A 16,697-nucleotide genomic window follows, 5' to 3' on the forward strand; every position below is an offset into this window, starting at 1 on the left:
TGTTGTTTTAAAATTTCCGAAGAGAGCAGAAAAATAAAGACGAGTACTAATATTTTGGCAAAGCCGAAATGTAACAGAATAACCTATGTTAGAGATGAAAGTTCCCTCACCGGGAGAATCCATAACCGAAGTAGAAATTGCACAATGGCTCGTTGAAGACGGGGATTATGTAGAAAAAGACCAAGCCATTGCAGAGGTTGATAGCGATAAAGCAACGCTAGAATTACCCGCAGAAGCCAGCGGAATCATTACACTCAAAGCCGAAGAAGGCGATGCAGTGGCCGTAGGAGCTGTCGTTTGTTTAATTGACACAGATGCAGAAAAGCCTGGCGGAAAAACAGAAGATGATGTTGAAACATACGAAAATGCAGGCGACGAAAAAGGAAAGGGCAATGCAGCAATTGATGTTTCGGCAAGACAGGCGAAAGCAGAAGACACCAATAAAAAAACAGAACCTTTAAAGGAAAACAAAACCTACGCAAGTGGAACCCCTTCTCCGGCGGCCAAGAAAATCCTTGATGAAAAAGGAGTGGATGCTGGGAGTGTTTCAGGTTCTGGGCGTGACGGTCGTATTACAAAACACGATGCGGAAAACGCAACACCTTCTATGGGAACTCCGGGAACAGGTGGTCGCGGTTCAAGTAGAACAAAACTATCCATGTTGCGTCGCAAAGTAGCTGAACGTCTTGTAGAGGCAAAAAACACAACAGCAATGTTGACAACGTTCAACGAAGTGGACATGGGACCTATTTTTGAGCTTCGTGATGAATACAAAGAAACATTTAAAGAAAAGCACGGCGTAGGGCTTGGATTTATGTCATTCTTTACACTTGCCGTGGTACGTGCTTTAGAAATGTACCCTGCTGTAAACAGTATGATTGATGGAAAAGAGATGTTAACGTTTGATTATAAAGATATTTCTATTGCAGTATCAGGTCCAAAAGGATTAATGGTACCTGTGATTAGAAATGCAGAGAACTTAACATTTAGAGGAGTAGAAAGTGAAGTAAAACGTCTTGCTATTAGGGCTCGTGATGGACAGATTACTGTGGATGAAATGACGGGTGGAACATTTACCATTAGTAATGGTGGTGTTTTTGGAAGTATGCTTTCAACTCCAATCATCAATCCTCCACAATCTGGAATTTTAGGTATGCATAATATTGTTGAGCGTCCTATTGTAAAAAATGGAGGTATCGTAATTGCACCTATTATGTTCGTTGCATTGAGCTATGACCACCGTATCATTGACGGAAAAGAAAGTGTAGGTTTCTTAGTAGCAGTTAAAGAAGCACTAGAAAATCCAACAGAGTTATTAATGAATGGAGATGGTAAAAGAGCTTTAGAGCTATAACAAACCTCATTCTCAACATAAGAAAAGCCCGTCTAAATTAATGTAGATGGGCTTTTGTGTTTATAAAACACTCTATAATAATATAGACAAATCATTACTTAAAGTTTAATTCTTTGGTCAAAAACATCTTTTTGGCATAAGTGCTTAACATCTCTGCTAATTAATTGTAAATCCAAAGAACATAACTTTAAACTTCTTATTGATTAAATATAACAATAACGAATTGATTATTTTAGAGTTGTTAGATTTAATATTAACAATTTTCCTAACATAAATATTGGTGTAGTTTATATCATAGGTATCTTTTGCAGCGTTTTTGTTATCCACCTAAGCAGATCTTCTTATTTTTGCTGAAATTTTCAAAGACATGTACAGAACGCATACCAATGGCGAATTACGCGCCTCACATATAGGTCAAGAAGTTACGCTCTCAGGATGGGTACAAAAAACTAGAAATAAAGGTTTTATGGTTTGGGTAGATCTTCGTGATCGCTATGGTATTACGCAACTTATTTTTGATGAAGAGCGCACGCCTAAAGAAATGATGGAGCAAGCGGTCCACTTGGGTAGAGAGTTCGTTATTCAGGTGAAAGGTACTGTCATTGAAAGAGAATCGAAAAATTCAAATATGGCAACAGGAGAAATTGAAATCCTCGTTTCCGAAGTTACCATACTCAACAAATCGCTAACGCCTCCTTTTACTATTGAAGACGAAACAGACGGTGGGGAAGATTTAAGAATGAAATATCGCTACCTCGATATACGCCGAAATCCAGTAAGAGAAAACCTAATTTTTAGACATAAAGTGTCGATGGCGGTACGCAATTATCTTTCAGCTGAAGGATTTGTTGATGTAGAAACCCCTTATTTAATAAAGTCCACTCCAGAGGGCGCACGAGATTTTGTTGTCCCTTCAAGAATGAACGAAGGTCAGTTTTACGCCCTTCCGCAGTCACCACAAACATTTAAGCAATTGCTAATGGTGGGTGGTTTAGACAAATATTTTCAAATTGTAAAATGTTTCAGAGATGAAGATTTAAGAGCGGACAGACAACCAGAGTTCACGCAGATTGACTGCGAAATGGCATTCATCGAACAAGAAGATATTTTAAACATGTTTGAAGGATTGACGCGCCATTTGTTAAAAGAAATCAATGGTGTTGAAATCGGTGAATTCCCAAGAATGCAGTACGATGACGCTATGGCAAAATACGGAAATGACAAACCGGACATTCGTTTTGGGATGGAATTTGGCGAACTGAATGCAGTTACACAGCACAAGGATTTTGGAGTCTTCAACAATGCTGAACTTGTCGTTGGAATCGCAGTCCATGGCGGAAACAACTACACTAGAAAAGAAATTGATAACCTAATTGACTGGGTGCGACGCCCACAAGTGGGAGCACTTGGCATGGTTTATTGTCGTTGCAACGAGGATGGTACGTTTAAATCTTCGGTTGATAAATTTTATGACCAAGAGGATCTTGCAAAATGGGCTGAAGTTACTGGAGCAAAAGCTGGCGATTTAATTTGTGTACTTTCTGGAGACACAAACAAAGTAAGAGCACAATTAAGTGCTTTACGTATGGAGCTTGCCGAGCGTTTGGGATTGAGAAACCCTAAAGAGTTTGCACCGTTATGGGTCATTGATTTCCCGCTGTTAGAATTGGATGAAGAAACGGGTCATTACCACGCCATGCACCATCCATTTACGTCTCCTAAGCCAGGACAGATTGAAATGCTAGACACAAATCCTGGTGAAGTAAAAGCAAATGCGTACGATCTTGTCCTTAACGGAAACGAGATAGGTGGAGGTTCTATACGTATCCATGACAAAGAAACGCAGGCTATTATGTTAAAGCACCTTGGTTTTAGTGATGAAGAGGCTAAAGCGCAATTTGGTTTCTTAATGGATGCTTTTGAATATGGAGCACCACCGCACGGTGGTCTTGCGTTTGGGCTTGACAGGCTCGTATCTATTTTGGGCGGACAAGAAACCATTAGAGATTTTATTGCATTCCCTAAAAACAATCGCGGTCGAGATGTTATGATTGATGCACCTGCTCCATTGGATCAAGAACAGTTGACAGAACTTAATTTAAAATTAGACCTGCCTTTAAAATAGTTTTAGTGCTGAAATATTAACTACATTTAAATCCCGCTTTTTCAGTGGGATTTTTTGAAACCACACAATGCCAAAACAAAAAAACAACTTACTTACTAAAATACTTGTCTGGAGAATAAGGTACATCTCACAGAAACAATTTATTTATTTGGTGAGTATTATGGTTGGAATTTTGGCTGGACTTTCCGCAGTTGTAATTAAGAACGTTACCCATTTTATCCAACTATTATTTGAAGGGCAGATTATCATAGAATATCGCACCGCATTTTATTTTATATTTCCCGTTATCGGTCTTATTATCGTGTATTTACTTGCAAAATATATCTTGCGGTTTGAGCCTACCCATGGCATACCGGCAACATTGTTTGCTATCAGTAAGCGAAAGGGCTTGATGAAACAAATACAAATGTATGCCAGTCTCATTTTGGCCCCGATAACAGTTGGTTTTGGAGGTTCGGTAGGTCTGGAAGGGCCAACGGTTTCAACTGCCGCAGCCATAAGTTCAAATCTTTCAAGATTGTTTCATTTAAATCAAGCTACTCGAACCTTGCTGATTGGTTGTGCTGCTGCAGGAGCACTATCTTCAATATTCAAAGCCCCTATCGCAGCCATCATTTTTGCGATTGAAGTATTCAGTCTTGACCTTACTTTGGTTTCGCTAATACCTTTATTATTAGCATCTGTTTCAGCAAATTTGACCTCTTATTTCTTCTTCGGAAATGACATCCTTCTTCCATTTACCATTACCGAAACTTTTGTAATGAGCGATTTACCTTTCTATATTTTACTGGGAGTAACGGCTGGATTTGTTTCTATTTATTTTACTATTATTTATGATAAATTCCGTCAGTTTTTTGAAAGTTTAGGTTCACCTCTCAAACGGCTAACCATTGGAGCTTTGGGATTGGGATTGCTTATTTATCTCATCCCACCGCTGTATGGGGAAGGGTTTGATGTCATCAACAATCTAGTACAAGGAAATCCTGAAAAAGCACTACAGAACAATATTTTTCATGCCGAACTTACAAATGATTGGGCAATCATAGGGTTGTTATTTGGGTTGGTCTTTTTTAAAGTAATTGCTACATCGCTTACTTTTGGCGCTGGAGGAACAGGAGGTATTTTTGCACCCACCCTTTTTATGGGAAGTATTTTAGGATTTTGTGTGGCAAAAGTAATAAACAGCATTCCCTTCCTTTCAAAAACAGTGTCCGAAAGTAATTTTACACTTGTTGGAATGACAGGACTCATGGCGGGCGTTTTACACGCTCCCTTAACCGCAATTTTCTTGATTGCCGAAGTGACCGGAGGCTACCAACTTTTTTTACCGTTAATGATTACTTCGGCTATTTCGTTTTCAATAACCACCTACTTTTTACCACACTCTGTGTATGCGATGGAGCTGGGCAGAAAAGGCGATTTAATTACACATAACAAAGACCACGCGGTGCTTACATTGATGAATATCAAAACAGTGATTGAAAAAAACTTTATATCGCTTTATCCTGAAATGACTTTAGGCGAAATTGTACACAAAGCAATAACAAAAAGCAATCGAAACATTTTTCCAGTCATCGACAAAGAAACCAAAGAATTACAAGGCATTATACTTTTGGACGATTTGCGACCAATCATGTTTGACCAATCACTTTATAAAAATGTTACAGCAAGAGAATTGATGAAAAGTCCTCCGGCCGTAATTATCTTAGAAGATGATAAAATGACAACGGTAATGGAAAAATTTCAAGAAACACAAGCCTGGAATTTACCTGTAGTTTCAAAGAATGGGTATATTGGTTTCGTTTCAAAATCAAAATTACTAACTGCATATCGCAGAAAACTAATAGCCTTTTCAGGAAAATAAATAATAATACAAGAGCAATGAAAATGAGAATAGTACTTACCATTTTATTTTTTAGCGCAGTAATATTGGCTGGATATGGATTTTATATTATAGCTGAAGATGTACCCACGGGACACTTGTGTATAGGCCTTGGCGTAGCAATGCTTTTCTTGGTTTGGATGCCCACATTTATATATCATCGTTGGAAAGGGAAGAATGTACAAGACTATATGCTCAACAAAGAAAACATCGAAAAAATGCGTAAATACACAGATAATAACAAGTTATAAATGTAACATCCTTACAAAAATTTGATATTTAGATAACATTTCGCATCAAAATTTGACTACATTTGTCCTATTATTAATTTATTTATATTACAATGGAAGGAACAGTAAAGTTTTTCAACGAATCAAAAGGTTTCGGTTTTATCACTAATGATGACACTGGAAAAGACATTTTTTTACATGTTACAGGTCTTAACGGAGAAACCGTTAGAGAAGGTGACAAAGTAGAATATGTTGAAGAAGAAGGAAGAAAAGGTATGGTAGCAGGCCAAGTGCGTGTTATCTAAGAAAAGATATATTTTTCAATTGATTACAAAAATCCCGCTCAAAAGAGTGGGATTTTTTTATTAGTTTAAATTTCGTTTTTCTATAAAAAACCGTTTTAATAATGTAGAAGCCTCTTCGGCTAAAACGCCACCTTTCATATTTGTTTTAGGATGTAGCTTTGTGTCCATTGTAATACAACCGCGCTGTTCATCGCGCGCACCATACACAATGTTCGAAATCTGGCTCCAATATAAAGCGCCCGCACACATTTGGCAGGGCTCAATCGTCACATACAACGTGCAATCTTTTAAATATTTCCCCCCAAGATAGTTTGCCGCTGCGGTAATGGCTTGCATTTCTGCATGAGCGGTAACATCTGTTAGTGTCTCTGTGAGGTTGTGTGCTCTTGCGATGATTTGATTCTTCACTACAATAACCGCACCTATGGGTATTTCGCCCTTATCGTAAGCCGCCTCCGCTTCTTGCATGGCGCGTTTCATAAAATAAGTATCGTCGTAGGGTTCAATCATCTTCGTAATATAAATGAAATGGTATTGTTTTCTTTTCTGAAATTTCAGCTTAATTACAAAACTACTCAAATTGTAGCATGCCGTAATAGTACTATCTTTGTTTCGTGCAAAAATCACTTTTACATACAATTAATTTTCCAGCCGATTTGAGAAAACTTGATGAAAATCAATTACCTCAACTCGCACAAGAATTACGTGAATTTATCATTCACGCAGTCGCCACTAAAGAAGGACACCTAGGCGCAAGTCTTGGCGTTGCCGAATTGACCATTGCACTCCACTACGTTTTCAACACACCAACCGACTTGCTCGTTTGGGATGTGGGACACCAAGCCTACGGACATAAAATATTGACAGGAAGACGGGATGTTTTTGAAACCAACCGCAGGTTAAATGGAATTAGCGGATTCCCAAAAATGGATGAAAGTGAGTACGATACTTTTGGCACCGGGCATAGCAGCACTTCTATTTCAGCAGCATTGGGTATGGCGATTGCATCTCAACTTAGTGGGGACTTTCAAAAACAACATATCGCGGTTATTGGCGATGCATCTATCGCTAGCGGCATGGCGTTCGAAGCCCTCAACCACGCAGGTGTGACGGACACTAATTTATTGATAATTTTAAATGACAACGCTATTGGTATAGACCCAAGCGTGGGCGCGCTCAAACAATATTTTTCTAAAGTGACCCTCGACGGCGCACCAAAACTCGATAACATTTTTGAGGCATTGAACTTCAACTATTCTGGTCCTGTTGATGGGCATGATTTAAAAGTTTTAATTGCTGAAATGGGCCGACTCAAAAAAATAAAGGGCCCCAAATTACTACACGTAATCACTAAAAAGGGAAAAGGATTACGCCAAGCCGAAGAAGACCAAGTAAAATACCACGCTCCAGGAAAATTTAATGCCGAAACTGGCGACACATACCCAAAGACATCCGAAACTTTACCTCCTAAATTTCAAGATGTATTTGGAAAAACCATTGTAGAACTTGCCGCTCAAAATGAAAAGATTATTGGCATCACTCCCGCTATGCCTACGGGAAGTTCCCTTAAATACATGATGGAAGTATTTCCGTTAAGAGCGTTTGATGTTGGTATTGCAGAACAGCATGCCGTAACGTTTGCTGCTGGATTGGCGACGCAAGGGTTTCATGTTTTCTGTAATATATATTCTACCTTTTTACAGCGGGCTTACGATCAAGTAATACACGATGTATGTTTGCAAAAATTGCCCGTTATTTTTTGTTTGGATAGAGCGGGGATTGTGGGAGAAGATGGCGCAACGCATCACGGTATTTTTGATATCGCATATTTGAGGTGCATTCCCAATCTCATCATTTTTGCACCGCGCAACGAAATCGAACTTCGTAATATTTTATACACCGCACAAAAGGGACTCAAACTACCAATTGCCATACGCTATCCAAGAGGTCGCGGACACATAAAAGATTGGCAGCAACCTTTTCAGTCTATCGAAATCGGAAAAGGAACAACACTTAAGACCGGAAAAAGAATCGCAATTTTAACTGTGGGAACGTTAGCAATCAATGCACAAAATGCGATTGCTTCGGTTGAAAAATTGAATAGTGAAAATACTATTGGACTTTATGATATGCGATTTGTCAAACCAATGGATGAAACCCTTCTTTCTGAAATTTTAAAAATCTATCCAATAATTATCACAATTGAAGATGGCGTTGTTTCAGGAGGTTTTGGTAGTGCTGTTTTAGAATTTGCCGCCAAATTTCAGTTTAAAAATGAATTTGAAATTTTAGGTATTCCTGATTCGTTTCCGCAGCATGGTACTGTCGAAGAGTTACAGCAACTAGCTGGAATTTCCGAAGAAAAAATCAAAGAGTCCATTTTGAAATACCTCTAATAAAAAACGAGACCACTAAGTGATCTCGTTTATCATATTTTTTAGAAGTTACTATTGAAACGTTATTCAATAATCAACTTGGCTGTGTGCGTATAATTATCTCCATTGATTGTCAAGATATAAACTCCAATAGTCAATGAAGTTGCATTTAATGTTGCCGTGTTTGACAAATCAATATCTTGTACTAACATTTTTCTACCGTTAATATCATAAACAGTTGCCACCGCAACGCCTCCATTTTGGACAGCTCTAATGTTTACTTGTCCGTTAGAAGGATTCGGGAAAATTATGATGTTGTCAATTGACCCTCTATCTCCGCTTGACAATTCACAGTTGTTTGGCAAATCAAAAGCCTCATTACCATCAAATAAATTGTTAGAGCTTCCTTGCGTTGCGCTGAATCCAAGACCTCTTCTAGCAAAAGCTTCCCAAATCAAACACTCATTTGCTCCACCATTTGCAATCATGTCAGCCTCAAGAATTGCATCTCTACCATCAATGTATCCTGGACTACATCCTTGTAGCTTTAATCCATCAATTACTAATTGCATTGCAATATTGTTTCCACCTGTTCCATTGTATAAATCTGCATCAAAACCATACTCATCCACTAAGTCCCACGTCATTTCCCAAAGCATCGTTGCCCATACAAATCCTACTCCGTGTGGCACTGATACATTTCCTTTGATATCGTCGTACGTATAATCATTGATTGAAAAATCTGTACTATACGGAGCTTCTCTAATTCCACCACCATCTGTAGGTTGGCCAGTTGCGTATGTTCCTATTCCGTTGATATCGTTTCGCGTATCTGTCGCTTGCATTGTCAACATTAAACCGAACCAGTCACTCCATCCTTCACCCATTTGCTCATCGTTTCCTAAACAACCAGCTGCATTAGGTCCTCCGGTAAGTCTGTTTGAAATTCCGTGTCCATATTCGTGTGCGATAATCCCGTTATCAAGATCACCATCAATAAAATAAGGTCCTGCATTTAATAAAGATGCATTTACCGTATCACCATTTTGAAGTGCTGCAATAATTGCATCACCATCAGCTTGACTTACCATAATTCCAGGAATTGTAACTTGGTCTCCCACATCACCAGGTCCCATTGCTATCGGCGCATCTGGAACATTGTTAACCATAATTACAGCAACAGCGCCTTCATTTTCAGCCGCGAGCATTTTAAATCCAAACTCACATTCACCTCTTCTAATCACTACAATTTTTCCATCTAAATCAGAACCATTGGTAATCATATCACAGGCATCAAGTTCATCAACTGATACTCCAGCATTATCATCAAGTACTAATGCCAAATCTGATGTTATAGGCACATCTTCCGGCAATGGTGCTCCAAAAGTAGCAGCGACTCCGAAATAATCCCCCATCAATGGTCCATTATTAATAGTCAAAGGCTCACCTGCAGGTCCCGATGGTGACCATAAATACATTTGCATTCTACCATTTCCTCCATCTGGTGGTGTTGAAAAATTGGCATTGTTTGTTCCTCCTCCATCTTGTGCTTGCGCATCAACAAAGTCATTTCCATTACCTCCATTTCCATAGTTATTATCTTGGAAATTTCCGCTTGCTTCATCAAAACCGTATTGATACCAAACATCATGCATGATATTGTTCCAATAAAACAAATTGGTTGTTGCAGCATCAAGCATATTTACTGGCGCTGTGTCAAATTGGTACGGAAAGTTAAATGTCAAAGAAGCTCCTCCATCCGGAGACAATCCACCAGTATTATTTGCATCAATATCGTCTCTTGCAACTACATTATTTCCACGTGTAATAGTAAACTCTGGACCTGCAACGCCATCTGTATCGTGCCACCCAAAAGGAGAAGCTATAAGATCTGCTGGGTCATTTACTAATTGGTCTATGCCGTGATTAGGACTTTCAATAGGCACTGGAAATACTCTATATACAGATCCACCAGCTGCATCAACGGTCATATTTGCCGAAGTTGAAGTTGTCTCAAATAAAACACTCTCTCCTGAAAATAATTTCTTATTTACGTGACCATGAGGTCTTTCTCCAAAAGTACAACTCACTACCCAATCATTTTTTGAAAGTATATTTCCACTTGTCGCATCAACTCGAACGCTGTAATAATGACTTCCATCTAAATAATAGATGCTTAAATCCCAAGCTAACTTGATAGTGTTGTCGTCATTTAATTCGTACACCAATTTAACAGGAATGTTTTCTTGTGAAATAGAACCATCATTAAATATGAAAGAGTTTGATGAAACTGTTTCAATGATTTGAAGACCCGACGGACTTGTTATTCCCAATGCTGTTGAAGCATTGGCGATTGCCTGGCTAGCAGAAATAGATGGTGTAGTAGTATTTACTTTTTGATTTGCATTCGCCACAAACGCAACTTTTGCATATTGAACAGACCCATTTTTAACAGCAAAAGAAGATAGTGAATTTACCACCGGAATGCCATTTATAAGTTGTGTTGCGTATACATTTTCAAGAGAAAGACTTTTTGAGTAACTATGAGAGTTTACTTCTAGGTTTTCAATATCCTGTGGTTGCAAACCTAATTGTGCGCGATTTTCATTTAAATGAGATGTAATGATTTGCGAATAATCTTGCGCATAGACAAAACCAAAGGTTAGACACGCGATGAATATTAGTGCTTTTTTCATAGAATTAATTATTGATTATTTTCTGTTTAACGAATTTACCCAAAATATAAACACTTCTTTGATAGAAATTGAAATTTAACAGGCGATTTTTACTTTATTCCAATTTTCCATTTAGTTTTTGGAAAATCTGTAGGGCATTTCCGTCGGTAAGTCTGGATACAAAATGACAACATTGCATTAAATACTCGTACACAGAGGGATTTTCAGCAATATTGTTTTTAAAATGATGCAATATTAGTCGATCATAATGGCGTTCCTTACGGTCACTATATAAGTTTTCAAAAGCAGTAGTAAAGGCATCCAATAAAGTAGCAATCATTTTGTACCCAGATATTTCTTTCTCGATTACCTCATCGCTCTCATAAACCTTCGCAATACTTATTTTAATGATGTCAACTATTTGTGCTTTGTAGGCACATTTATCCATTAAAGATTGTGAAAATTCTCCTCTTAAAATTGCGTCTTCATTTTCCAGAAACTGTTTGGTCGCTTCTTGAATAAGTGTACTAATGGCAAGCGAACGCAAATATGCCAATCTATCTGAAGCCTGAGTCAATCCAGTATACTTTTCTCTATTGATATTATCTTTTACAAGAGTGATAAGATATTCCAGTGCTACTTCTTCATCAATAAGTCCTAGATTGATACCGTCTTCAAAATCTATAATGGTGTAGCAAATATCATCGGCGGCTTCTACTAGGTATGCTAATGGGTGTCTTGAATAGCTTACATCTTCAAGATTACCTCTTTTCAGAAGTCCTAATTCTTGGGCAACTTCTTCAAAAAAACTTTTTTCGCCTTGGAAAATTCCGTATTTCTTATCTGCTATATGAGCTGTTGGTTTTTTGGGAAGTGATTCTTTAGGGTATTTCATAAAAGCACCCAATGTTGCGTATGTTAAACGCAAGCCACCGTCAACACCGTTTTTGGTTTCGGTAAGTATTTTAAAGCCGTTGGCGTTTCCTTCAAAGTCAATTAAATCTTGATATTCTTTTTGAGACAACGCATTCTTGAAACGAGTTCCGTTTCCGTTAGAAAAATAATCGCCTATTGCTTTTTCTCCACTGTGCCCAAAGGGTGGATTTCCTATGTCGTGCGCCAAAGAGGCGGCTGCGACAATAGCTCCAAAATCATTAAAATGATACCCATGTACGGTTTTCAAGGCTGGGTGTTTTTCTAAAATAGCCTTTCCAGCTGCCCGCCCCAATGAACGACCCACGACTGAAACCTCAAGACTGTGCGTCAATCTCGTGTGTACAAATGAGGTTTTTGAAAACGGAATTACTTGTGTTTTGTCTTGCAAACTCCTAAAGGCGCTAGAGAAAATGATGCGATCATAATCGACTTCAAAACCCAATCTGGTTTCGTCTTCTTCAATTCGCAATCTTTTATTGGTGACCCCTTGTTTTCTAAGTGAAAGTAATTGCTCCCATTGCATCATAGCGTACTATTTTAATTTGATGCAAGATACTGTTTTGTGTAAGTACTTTAAATAGTGTGTACAAGAAAATGGCTTAACATTGAGGTAACGTATAAATGACACTAGCATAAACTATGGTTAACACGAAGTTTACATAGTTGCGCTTTATTTGCATCAAGAAATTAATAGAAAAATGAAACACCTTTTTACATTTATATTTTTAGCTTTTACTTCTTTTATTTTTGCTCAAGGACAAGGAAGTATTGTAGGGGCGCTCACCGACAAAGATGCCGATAATTCACCCTTGCCATTTGCAAATGTTATAATAAAAGGAACCACAAAAGGAACAACCACAGACTTTGATGGTCTTTATGCGATCAATGACCTTGAAGCAGGAGACTATATTATTGAATACAGTTTTGTTGGTTATGAAACCGTTGAACTTCCTGTTACTGTAGTTGCTGATAAAGTGACTACTGTAAATGTGCCACTTGGTGCAAGTGCTGCTGCTCTTGACGAAGTTGTAATCACAACAACCGTAAGAAGAGATAGCGAAGTTGCTCTTATCTTAGAACAAAAAAAGGCAACAACAATTATTCAAAGTATAGGCTCTGACGAATTAGCACGTAAGGGTGTTGGTGATGCTGCCGGCGCTGTTACCAAAATTTCAGGTATCTCTAAACAAGAAGGGGGTAGCAACGTTTATGTTCGTGGTCTTGGAGACAGATATTTAAATACAACATACAACGGTCTTTCATTACCTTCAAATGATATTGAAAAGAAAAACATAGACCTTGGTCTTTTTTCTAGTGACATTATCCAAAGTGTGGGTGTAAGTAAGGCTTATTCTTCAAGATTTTATGGAGACTTCTCAGCTGGTAATGTGAATATCGTTTCAAAAAAATATACGGGAGATGGTTTTCTAGACGTAAATTTAGGAACTGGAATTAATACAAACTCGGTAGGAGAAGATTTTGTAAGGACTGAAGGAACTGGCTATTTCGGATTTTACAATCGGTACGACAACAATCCTTTTGCTGTTATTTTATCACACGGGATTGACCCTGTAGACGCTGGAGTGCCTATAGCAATTGAAGGTAGTTTGAGTGGCGGTAAATCATGGGATATAGGAACTAACGATAGATTTAGCGTTTTCTTTACTGCATCTTTTGATAATGGTTTTGAGTACAGACAAGGGCCAACAGCAGAATTTTCAACAGTAGATAAAAAGAGTTTTCAAAATGCTGAAGAATATGAATATTCTACCACTACAACAGCAATGACAAATTTCATCTATAGATTTAATAGTGATCATAAAGTAAGCTACAATTCTTTATTCATTAATAGTTCAAGCAGTGAAGTTGGATATTTCGGTCTTGACGGAAAAGGAACAAACCGTGATGCTATCTTAGATACAGACAGAGGATTTTTTCAACAAAACGTTCAGTTTGAACAAGACATGATTTTTGTAAATCAAATCTTGGGAGAGCACAAGGTGGATGATCAATTTAATGTTGAATACGGTGTGGGATACAATAAAGTTTTATCGCGTCAACCAGACAGAAAACGTATCAGTTTAGAGCGTTATGATTTAGCTTTAGATAACGACCCAAACACCAACCCATCATTCTTTAATAATATTGTTTTTGATAATCAACGTTACTTTCAAAATATTTCAGATACTGAGTTAAACAGTTTTTTAACATTGGATTATACAGCTTCAGAAAAAGTAAAATTGAGCTTTGGTTACAACGGAAGAACAAAAGAGCGTTTCTTTGAAAACATTAGATACGGTTATGATTTTATCGACCCGAACACTCCTGTGACTGATGTTAATAATTTTGACAATATATTTAGTGTTGAAAATCTAGGAACAATTTACAACACCGAAGTATTTAACCCAATCTATCCAGAAAACGGTTTTGGAACAACAAATTTCCCAGGACTTCCCGAAAATACATACACTGGTAATTTAGATATTCATGCTGGATTTTTTAATGCTGAAATTATATTAGGTGAAAAACTATTAGTAGTACCTGGAATTCGCGTTGAATCATTTGAGCAAAAGATTACCTACGATGTAATCAACATTCTATCTTCAGACCCTGGGTTTAGAGAAGCTTATGAAAACTTTTATTTACCAAGTTTAAATGTAAAGTATTCACTAAACGAAAATCAGAATTTAAGATTGGCATTTAGTCAAACCGTTTCAACTCCTGAATTTAAAGAGGTTGCACCTTTTGTTTACGAAGACGTTTCTAACCAAGTAGGTGGTAATCCAGATTTATTGAACGACCCTTCATTTTCTGAAATATATAACATCGACTTAAAATATGAATGGTTTATAGGAAGAGGACAATTATTTTCTCTTGCAGGTTTCGCAAAACAAATCAACAACCCTATAAACCGAGTAATTGCAAATGATGCAACCGGAACACAGCGTTATTTTAGAACGGGTGATAAAGCGGAAGTTTTAGGAGCTGAAATTGAAATAAGAAAAAACCTTTTAAGCACTGAGAACGACAAAGCTATTTTATCTGGAGGATTAAATGCAACGTACTTATACACAAAACAAGATTTAAGAAGTTCTGAAGGTATTTTCACGACTACATTTGAAGAAGGAAGAACTGAAGACCTGCAAGGTGCATCTCCATTTATCGTAAACGCAGACTTAAATTACACACCACAAATTAGCGAGAATTACAGCCCACAAGTAACAGCAGTGTTCTCATACTTTAGCGACCGTATTGATGCAATAGGATCTGGACAATTGGGGAACATTATTGAAAAAGGAGTTCCTACGCTTGACTTGGTTTGGAAAAATCAAATAGGCAAGAATTTTGAAATCAACGTAGCTGCAAAAAACTTATTAAACCCTAATGTATCATACATTAGAGAAGACACTGCTTTTGGCGATGTAGCTGTTACTTCTCCTAACGGAAAAGGGATTGCGTCATACAAAAGGGGGATTAACTTAGGATTACAACTATCATATAAATTTTAACTTTTTAAACTGAAATAAAAATCAATTAATACTTAAACAAATGAAAACGAATTATTTCTTAGTAAGCTTAGCGATTGTAGCAATGTTATTTGCTTCATGTGAAGCAGATGATACGGCTGATATCATCATCAATGACAACAGCATCGACAATAGTTCTACTACAAATGGTAGTGGAGGTTCTTCTGGTGGTGGAGACAACAATACTACCGAAAATATTGGTGGTACAATGACTACAGATTTAACTTTAAGCTCTGACGTAACATACATCCTTACAGAAGCGCTTATCATGACTGATGGAACAACGTTGAACATTCCTGCTTGTACCGTTATCCGTGCGAATAATGGCGCTGGTGTTTATATTGCGATTGCACAAGGCGCAACAATAAATGCTAATGGAAGTGCAAATTGCCCAATTGTAATGACATCAAATTCTCCAACTCAGAACGCTGGTGATTGGGGTGGTCTAATTGTATTAGGAAAAGCACCTATCAACTCTGTAGCTGGTGGTAATGCTACATCTACAAGTGAAATTGGTGGATTACCATACGGTGGAAGTGACGCTAACGATGCTTCTGGAAATATTCGTTACGTACGTGTAGAGTACTCTGGTGGGGCTGCTTCAGGTTCATCTGAAAATAATGGATTTTCTTTTTATGGTGTAGGTGCAGGCACTAACATTGAGTATATTCAGGCTTATGAAGGTGCAGATGATGGTGTTGAGTTTTTTGGAGGAACTGCAAATGCAAATTTTGTAGTAGTAACAAATTGTCAAGATGACTCAGTAGATTGGACGGAAGGTTTCAGCGGAAACTTAACTGATGTGTATATTAAGCATGGTAACATCCATGATAAAGGGATTGAGGCTGATGGCTTCAACACAGATATAGGAAACAACTCAAGCCCAATATTTTACTCTAAGCCAACCGTAACTAATGTTACTATTGTTGGTTTAGGTTCTGGTGCACCAACAACTCCTGAAGCTGTAAGATTGAGAGCAGGTACTCAAGGTGTATTCACTAATTTCTTAATTAGAGGATTTGACGAAGGTTTTGACCTTGACGGAGATATGGGAGATAGCCCAACAGGACAAGGAGTTATTGATGGTAACTTAAGCGTAACTGATGTTACTTTTGATGATGTTACTACTAAACTTAAAAACGATACTGGCTTTACATTTACTGAAGCAGATTTTATCTCTGGTGATGGTAATGGAACAGGAACAGACTTCGCAACTTGGGGTCTAGGATGGACACGTAATTAATTAGCCAAAATTAATTCCATATAAAAAAGAGTCCAGACGATAAAC

The 16,697-nt window shown here is 37.7% G+C and carries 11 protein-coding genes; 8 read left to right on the plus strand and 3 right to left on the minus strand.

Going from position 1 to position 16,697, the window contains the following annotated elements; genetic code table 11:
- The first annotated feature begins 85 nt into the window (after positions 1-85).
- The 5 genes from odhB (at position 86) to ACSHW7_RS01680 (ending at position 5,896) form a co-directional block, all read left to right on the plus strand.
- The gene (gene odhB / locus ACSHW7_RS01660; RefSeq protein ID WP_435677578.1) at positions 86-1,354 is read left to right on the plus strand and encodes a 2-oxoglutarate dehydrogenase complex dihydrolipoyllysine-residue succinyltransferase; all 1,269 of its coding nucleotides are present in this window, start codon (positions 86-88) and stop codon (positions 1,352-1,354) included.
- A gap of 367 nt (positions 1,355-1,721) precedes the next feature.
- Positions 1,722-3,479 carry an aspartate--tRNA ligase gene (gene aspS / locus ACSHW7_RS01665; protein ID WP_435677579.1) on the plus strand — a complete coding sequence of 586 codons (1,758 nt, stop codon included), beginning with the start codon at positions 1,722-1,724 and terminating at the stop codon, positions 3,477-3,479.
- A 67-nt stretch (positions 3,480-3,546) separates the two neighbouring features.
- Positions 3,547-5,343: a chloride channel protein gene (locus ACSHW7_RS01670; protein ID WP_435677580.1), complete on the plus strand. Its 1,797-nt coding sequence runs from the start codon at positions 3,547-3,549 to the stop codon at positions 5,341-5,343.
- A 23-nt stretch (positions 5,344-5,366) separates the two neighbouring features.
- The gene (locus tag ACSHW7_RS01675; protein WP_435677581.1) at positions 5,367-5,612 is read left to right on the plus strand and encodes a hypothetical protein; all 246 of its coding nucleotides are present in this window, start codon (positions 5,367-5,369) and stop codon (positions 5,610-5,612) included.
- A 92-nt stretch (positions 5,613-5,704) separates the two neighbouring features.
- The gene (locus tag ACSHW7_RS01680) at positions 5,705-5,896 is read left to right on the plus strand and encodes a cold-shock protein (RefSeq protein WP_435677582.1); all 192 of its coding nucleotides are present in this window, start codon (positions 5,705-5,707) and stop codon (positions 5,894-5,896) included.
- Between the two features lie 60 nt (positions 5,897-5,956).
- On the opposite strand, the gene ACSHW7_RS01685 is transcribed toward ACSHW7_RS01680, so the two are convergent.
- Positions 5,957-6,406 (minus strand): nucleoside deaminase, encoded by a 450-nt coding sequence (locus tag ACSHW7_RS01685; protein ID WP_435677583.1) that lies wholly within the window; start codon positions 6,404-6,406, stop codon positions 5,957-5,959.
- A gap of 104 nt (positions 6,407-6,510) precedes the next feature.
- On the opposite strand from ACSHW7_RS01685, the gene dxs reads away from it, so the two are divergent.
- Entirely contained in the window at positions 6,511-8,292 is a 1,782-nt protein-coding gene (gene dxs / locus ACSHW7_RS01690) for a 1-deoxy-D-xylulose-5-phosphate synthase (protein WP_435677584.1), read from the plus strand.
- A gap of 62 nt (positions 8,293-8,354) precedes the next feature.
- Here the strand turns inward: dxs and ACSHW7_RS01695 are convergent, their stop codons facing one another.
- Positions 8,355-10,967 (minus strand): T9SS-dependent M36 family metallopeptidase, encoded by a 2,613-nt coding sequence (locus ACSHW7_RS01695; protein WP_435677585.1) that lies wholly within the window; start codon positions 10,965-10,967, stop codon positions 8,355-8,357.
- 94 nt (positions 10,968-11,061) lie between these two features.
- Positions 11,062-12,405 carry a deoxyguanosinetriphosphate triphosphohydrolase gene (locus ACSHW7_RS01700; protein ID WP_435678250.1) on the minus strand — a complete coding sequence of 448 codons (1,344 nt, stop codon included), beginning with the start codon at positions 12,403-12,405 and terminating at the stop codon, positions 11,062-11,064.
- Between the two features lie 175 nt (positions 12,406-12,580).
- Here ACSHW7_RS01700 and ACSHW7_RS01705 point away from each other — a divergent pair, with 175 nt between their 5' ends.
- Complete coding sequence (locus ACSHW7_RS01705; protein WP_435677586.1) at positions 12,581-15,391, plus strand: TonB-dependent receptor domain-containing protein; 2,811 nt, start codon at positions 12,581-12,583, stop codon at positions 15,389-15,391.
- 40 nt (positions 15,392-15,431) lie between these two features.
- Positions 15,432-16,652 carry a multidrug transporter gene (locus ACSHW7_RS01710; RefSeq protein ID WP_435677587.1) on the plus strand — a complete coding sequence of 407 codons (1,221 nt, stop codon included), beginning with the start codon at positions 15,432-15,434 and terminating at the stop codon, positions 16,650-16,652.
- The last annotated feature ends 45 nt before the right edge of the window (positions 16,653-16,697 follow it).

It is taken from the genome of Patiriisocius sp. (assembly GCF_051252435.1).
Classification (GTDB): domain Bacteria; phylum Bacteroidota; class Bacteroidia; order Flavobacteriales; family Flavobacteriaceae; genus Patiriisocius.